Annotated in this window: 4 protein-coding genes; 3 read left to right on the forward strand and 1 reads right to left on the reverse strand. The window is 67.2% G+C overall.

Annotated features, from left to right (window positions below; translation table 11 throughout):
• Positions 1–714, reverse strand: a 714-nt coding sequence (locus tag ACLP25_RS14570; protein ID WP_442469903.1) for an MFS transporter, incomplete at its 3' end; no start/stop codon positions are given.
• Positions 715–907: 193 nt separating this feature from the next.
• Between ACLP25_RS14570 and ACLP25_RS14575 the strand changes: the two genes are divergently transcribed.
• The 3 genes from ACLP25_RS14575 to ACLP25_RS14585 all read left to right on the forward strand — a co-directional run bounded on the left by ACLP25_RS14575 (position 908) and on the right by ACLP25_RS14585 (position 6,149).
• On the forward strand, positions 908–2,296 hold the full coding sequence (locus ACLP25_RS14575) for a class II 3-deoxy-7-phosphoheptulonate synthase (protein WP_442469904.1): 1,389 nt from the start codon (positions 908–910) through the stop codon (positions 2,294–2,296).
• A gap of 57 nt (positions 2,297–2,353) precedes the next feature.
• A complete protein-coding gene (locus ACLP25_RS14580) occupies positions 2,354–3,475 on the forward strand; it encodes an acyltransferase family protein (protein WP_442469905.1) in 1,122 nt (373 codons plus the stop codon).
• Between the two features lie 358 nt (positions 3,476–3,833).
• The gene (locus tag ACLP25_RS14585) at positions 3,834–6,149 is read left to right on the forward strand and encodes a Tex family protein (protein WP_442469906.1); all 2,316 of its coding nucleotides are present in this window, start codon (positions 3,834–3,836) and stop codon (positions 6,147–6,149) included.
• The last annotated feature ends 214 nt before the right edge of the window (positions 6,150–6,363 follow it).

A 6,363-nucleotide genomic window follows, 5' to 3' on the forward strand; every position in this document is an offset into this window, starting at 1 on the left:
GGTGAACAGGGGCGCCCGGTCGGGCGACATTCCGATCTCGACGGCGAACACCAGGCCCAGCGCGAACGCTGCGCCGTTCGCGGCCCCGGCTGCGAGAACCGCGAGGCATGAGACCGGGGCTGCGCGAATGAGCCACAGGAGCCGGGGGCGGACGCTGCGCGGCTGGGCGGGCGGGTCGACGCTGGTCATCGCCATCGGAACGATCGCGAGCGCCAGGAGCGCCGCGGCGACCGCGAAGGCCGAAAAGCCGCCAGGCCCAAGCGGCTGCAGGGCCATCTGGCCGCTCGCGGAGGCGCTGAAATTGGCGATCTGGTAGAGGGCGTAGAGCGCCCCGCGATTGGCGTTGGTCGCCTTGGCGTTGATCCAGGCTTCGATCACCGCGTAGAGGCCGGCGAAGACGAAGCCCAGGAGCGCGCGAAAGATCAGCCACGCGATCGGCCAGGGGAAAACAGGCATGAGAACGACCGAAACGACCGCCAGCGAAACGAAGGCGGCGAAGGCGCGGATGTGGCCGCCGCGACGGATGATCACGGGAGCGGCCAGAGTACCAGCCAACATGCCGGCGAAATAGGCGGACCCCAGAAGCCCGACGACCAGGTCGGGGAACCCGTCAAGGCGCGCCCGCAACGGCGTCGTCACGCCGATCAGGGCGTTGCCGCCGATCAGCAGAAGCACCGAGACGAGCAGTGCGGTTATGGAGGAGACGGCGGTCAAGTGGGGAATCGAAGGCTGGGGGCGGTATGGTGGCATGTCGGGCGCCGGTGCGCGACCGGGAATGCACGCGCCGGTCCCTGAAATAAACGAGAGCCTGCTCCGAAAAACGGCATATCGCTCTCAGGGTTCGGCTTGTATAAAACGCGCGGTCCGGTCAAAAGGCCGCGTTTGGAAGAGGGCCGAGGCGTATTGAATGGCGAATCAACGTTGGACCCCCGACAGCTGGCAAACGAAGCCGGTCGAGCAGGCGCCGGCCTATAAGGACCTCGCATCGCTGGCCGAGGCTGAGCGGCAGCTTGCAGGCTACCCGCCGCTCGTGTTCGCGGGCGAGGCGCGCAAACTCAAGCGCGCGCTTGGCAGCGCCGCCGCAGGCGAGGCCTTCCTGCTCCAGGGCGGCGACTGCGCCGAGAGCTTCGGCGAGCACTCGGCCGACAACATCCGCGATTTCTTCCGCGTGTTCCTGCAGATGGCCGTCGTAATGACGTTCGCGGCGGCCTCGCCGATCGTCAAGGTCGGCCGGGTCGCGGGTCAATTCGCCAAGCCCCGGTCCTCGGATCTCGAGACGATCGACGGCGTCTCGCTGCCCGCCTATCGCGGCGACATCGTCAACGACATCGACTTCACCGAGGAAGCGCGCGAGCCGGACCCGCGCCGGCAGCTCGAGGCCTATCGCCAGTCGGCGGCGACGCTCAACCTCCTGCGCGCCTTCGCCACCGGCGGTTACGCCAATCTCGAGAACGCCCACCGCTGGATGCTCGGGTTCGTCAAGGACAGCCCGCAGTCCGAACGCTATCAGGGCGTCGCCGACCGGATCACCGAGACGCTGGGCTTCATGCGCGCGATCGGTCTCGACGCCGAGGCGCACCCCGAGTTGCGGGCGACCGACTTCTACACCTCGCACGAGGCGCTGCTGCTCGGCTACGAGCAGGCGATGACACGGCTCGACTCCACCTCGGGCGACTACTACGCGACCTCCGGCCACATGATCTGGATCGGCGACCGCACCCGCCAGCTCGGCGGCGCCCATGTCGAGTACTGCCGCGGCGTGAAGAACCCGATCGGGCTCAAATGCGGCCCGTCGATCACCCCTGACGACCTCATGCGGCTGATCGAGGCGCTCGATCCGGAACGCGAGCCCGGGCGGCTCACGCTGATCTGCCGCTTCGGCGCCGACAAGGTCGAGGCGGCGCTGCCGCCGCTCTTGCGCGCGGCCAAGCGCGACGGCCGTCAGCTTCTGTGGGTCACCGACTCGATGCACGGCAACACGATCAAGACGGCGTCCGGCTACAAGACCCGGCCGACCGACCGCATTTCCGCCGAAGTGCGCAACTTTTTCGCGATCTGCTCGGCCGAAGGCGTCTACACCGGCGGCGTCCACCTCGAGATGACCGGCAAGAACGTCACCGAATGCACCGGCGGCGCGCGGGCGATCTCGGAGGCGGACCTGCGCGACCGCTATCACACCTATTGCGATCCCCGGCTCAACGCGGAGCAGTCGATCGAGCTCGCCTTCATGATTGCCGAGCTTTTGAAAGCGCAGCGCTTCGCCCAGCCGGAGCGGCCTGTGCGGGCGGCCGAATGACGGCGAAGGCCGCCGCCTTGCGCGCTTGCCCGCGCCCCTCCAACGCCTGAGGACGCAATGCGGCTTTCCCACTACGCCGTAGGCCGGGACAACAACTTCACCCTGCTCCGCTTCTCCGCGGCGATGACGGTGCTGTTCGCCCACAGCATCGGCGCGCTCGGGCTGCCGCCCGAGACGGAGCCGGTTTTTAGGCGCGTCGGATTTTCCTTAGGCGAAATGGGTCTCGACGCCCTTTTTGTGACCAGCGGTTTTCTCGTGACCGCGAGCCTCGTCAATCGTGGCGATCTGATCAGTTTCTTCTGGGCGCGGGCGTTGCGGGTCTATCCGGCGCTATGGGTCATGCTCCTGCTCACGGTCTTCGTGCTTGCTCCGGCGCTGACCACGCTTCCGCTTCACGACTATTTCGCCTCCGACATGACCTGGAGCTATTTCGCCAAATGCGGGACGCTCCTCGGCGGCATCCGGTATTCGCTGCCCGGCGTATTCGACACCCTGCCGCTCAAGGGCGAGTTCAACGGCTCGCTCTGGACCATGCCGGTCGAGGTCAGGATGTACATCTACGTTGCTGTGCTTTGGGTGGCTTTCGCGCTCCTGCCCGCTCTGCGATCCAAGGGGATGCGGTTCGTCTCCGTCGTGGCCGTCGCGCTGTTCTTCGTGATCGTCCTGCGCGGCCGCTTTTCGGAGGGCGCGTTCAACGGCGCGAATATCCGCATGTTCATGTATCTCTACGGATCGGCGCTCTATCTATGGCGCGACAGAGTTCCCATGGGAGTCGGCACGCTGCTCGCGCTGCTCGCGGCGCTGGTCGTGGCTTCGTTCGATAGGACGACATTCCTGATCGTCTATCTCCTTGCGATGGCGCCGTTCGTCCTGCATCTCGCCTATGTGCCCGGCGGACGCATTCGCCGCTTCAACGACTGGGGCGACTACTCCTACGGCGTCTACATCTACGCCTTCCCGGTCCAGCAGACCCTGGCCTTTCTCTTTCCAGCCCTGACGCTCGCTGCAATGATGGCCTCCTCGGCCGCCGTCTCGCTCGCGATCGCAATCGTGTCCTGGAAGCTGATCGAAGAGCGAGCGCTCGAGCATAAGGACGATTTCGCCGCGAAGACCTGGCGCTTGTTCAACCTCGGCCTCGCCAGGATGGGCGTGACCGCGGGCCCAGACCCTTCGACCTGAAAGTTCGACGTTCGTTTGGCTGACGCTCGCTGTGACCGCCCCCACCGGGGCGAACGCGAGCGTGATGAAGACAAGGCGCTGCATTGCGTATTCACCCGCTTGGCCGCTGATCATGGCGGCCAGGACAAGCGATCATTTTGTGCGCCCTACGACCCCCGGCCCACTTCGTCGCGAAGCCCCTCGCAGTGACGTCGGTGCTTCAACCCGAATGCGTCTTGCTCTAAAAGCGGCGCTCCGCTCCCTCGAGCGAGACGCGATTCAACCGAATCGCCTCTCGCCTGAGACTCCTTGACCATGCGGAATTCTTGCGAAAACAGGCATACCCTTTTCGCATCCCGCTATTCACGATTCGAACCCCATGAAACCCATCGCCGAACGCATCGCTGAGGAACTCAACGTCAAGCCAGCGCAGGTCGCGGCGGCCGTCGGGCTCCTCGACGAAGGCTCGACCGTGCCCTTCATCGCCCGCTACCGCAAGGAGGCGACCGGCGCGCTCGACGATACGCAGCTGCGCACGCTGGAGACGCGCCTCGCCTATCTCCGCGAGATGGAAGATCGGCGGAAGACCATCCTTGAGTCGATCCGCGAGCAGGGCAAGCTCGACGCGGCGCTGGAAGCCAAAATCCTCGAAGCGGACACCAAGGCGCGGCTCGAGGACATCTACTTGCCGTTCAAGCCGAAGCGACGCACCAAGGCGCAGATCGCCCGGGAGAACGGCCTCGAGCCGCTGGCCGTGGCGCTCATTTCCCACCCGGAGCGCGAACCGCTGACGCAGGCCGAAGCCTTCGTGAAGCCCGACGCCGTCAAGACCGCTGAGGCAGCGCTCGAGGGCGCGCGCGCGATCCTGACCGAGCGCTTCGCCGAGGACGCCGAGCTGATCGGCCGCCTCCGTGAAGATTTCTGGACGGGCGGGCGCATCGTCTCGAAAGTCCGCGAGGGCAAGGAGGCGGCCGGCGCCAAGTTTTCCGACTATTTCGACTTCTTCGAGCCGCTGACGAAAATCCCCTCGCACCGGGCGCTGGCGCTGATGCGCGGCGAGCGGGAAGAGATCCTCGACCTCAAGCTGGTCCCGGACCCCAACGCCGATCCTGCGACGAAGACGCTCGGTCCGTTCGAACTGGCGGTGGCGCGGCGCTTCGCCATCGCCGACCGCGGCCGCCCGGGCGACCGCTGGCTTCTCGACACCGCCCGCTGGGCGTGGCGGACCAAGATCGAGACCCAGCTCGCGGTCGATCTCCGGCTCAGGATCTGGACTCAGGCCGAGGACGAGGCGGTAAGGGTGTTCGCCGCCAATCTCCGCGACCTCCTGCTCGCGGCGCCCGCCGGCGGGCGGCCGACCATCGGCCTCGATCCTGGTTTCCGCACCGGGGTCAAGGTCGCCGTGGTCGACGCGACCGGCAAGATCGTCGAGACGACGGCGATCTATCCGCATGAGCCGCAACGGCGCTGGGACGAGAGCCTCGGCGTGCTCAAGGCGCTCGCCGTCCGCCACAAGGCGGAGCTCGTCGCCATCGGCAACGGCACCGCCTCGCGCGAGACGGACAAGCTGGTCGCCGACCTTTTCGCCCGCAATCCGGAGCTCAAGCTCACCAAGGTGACGGTGTCGGAGGCGGGGGCCTCCGTCTATTCGGCCTCGGCCTACGCGGCTCAAGAGCTGCCCGGCCTCGACGTGACGCTTCGGGGCGCCGCCTCGATCGCCAGGCGCCTGCAGGACCCGCTGGCCGAACTCGTCAAGATCGACCCGAAGTCGATCGGCGTCGGCCAGTACCCGCACGACCTCTCTGAGCAGAAGCTCGGCCGCTCGCTCGACGCGGTGGTCGAGGATTGCGTCAACGCCGTCGGCGTCGACGTCAACACGGCCTCGGCCAAGCTCCTCGCCCGCGTCTCGGGTGTGGGCGAAGCGCTGGCGCAAGCGATCTTGGTCCATCGCGAGACGCATGGGGCCTTCAAGACCCGCGCGGCGCTCAAGGACGTGCCGCGCCTCGGCGCCAAGGCCTTCGAGCTCAGCGCCGGCTTCCTGCGCATCACCGGGGGAGACCAGCCGCTCGATCGCTCCGGCGTCCATCCCGAGGCCTATCCGGTGGTGCGGCGCATTCTGGACAAGCTCAAGGCCGACATCCACGCCGTGATCGGCAATCCGAAAGCGCTTTCGGGCTTAAGGGCCGCCGAGTTCGCCGACGAGCGCTTCGGCGTCCCGACCGTCGCCGACATTTTCAAGGAGCTGGAGAAGCCCGGCCGCGACCCTCGCCCCGCCTTCCGCACGGCGGCGTTCAAGGAAGGGGTCGAGACGATCGGCGACCTGAAGGCCGGCATGGTGCTGGAGGGGACGGTGACCAACGTCGCCGCCTTCGGCGCCTTCGTCGATGTCGGCGTCCACCAGGACGGGCTCGTGCACGTCTCGGCGATGGCCAACACCTTCGTCAAGGACCCGCGATCCGTGGCAAAGCCCGGCGACGTCGTCAAGGTCAAGGTCCTCTCCGTCGACGTCCCGCGCAAACGGATCGCGCTGACGATGCGGCTCGCCGACCCCGAGGGCCCACGCGACGAGGCGCGAGGGCGCGGCAACGACGCCAAGGCGGTTCGCGCCGCCAACGCCCAGGCGAACCGCCCGTCCCCCGGCGGCGGCGCGCTCGCCGAGGCGCTGCGAAGGGCGGCGGAGAGGGATCGGCGGTAGCGGTGCGCCAATGCGTCAAGCTCCGCCGCGCGCTATGCGCAAGAAGCGGCCGTTCACGGACGGCTTGGCGAACGGGTCATAACCGACCCTTTGCTGATGAGGTGGACGGGAGCGCCGGGAGACCGGCAGGAGGCATGAGGTGAAAGTCCTCTTCGGTGAAGGTGTAGCGAACCGCACCGACCCCGAGTCATGCGCGGCGACCCGCGAGGGGCGA

It is taken from the genome of Roseiarcus sp. (assembly GCF_052145395.1).
GTDB lineage: Bacteria > Pseudomonadota > Alphaproteobacteria > Rhizobiales > Beijerinckiaceae > Roseiarcus.

Excerpts from the sequence above, each read along its gene's own strand:
- ACLP25_RS14575 (WP_442469904.1), top strand. The coding sequence starts at position 908 with ATGGCGAATCAACGTTGGACCCCCGACAGCTGGCAAACGAAGCCGGTC.
- ACLP25_RS14580 (WP_442469905.1), top strand. The coding sequence starts at position 2,354 with ATGCGGCTTTCCCACTACGCCGTAGGCCGGGACAACAACTTCACCCTG.
- ACLP25_RS14585 (WP_442469906.1), top strand. The coding sequence starts at position 3,834 with ATGAAACCCATCGCCGAACGCATCGCTGAGGAACTCAACGTCAAGCCA.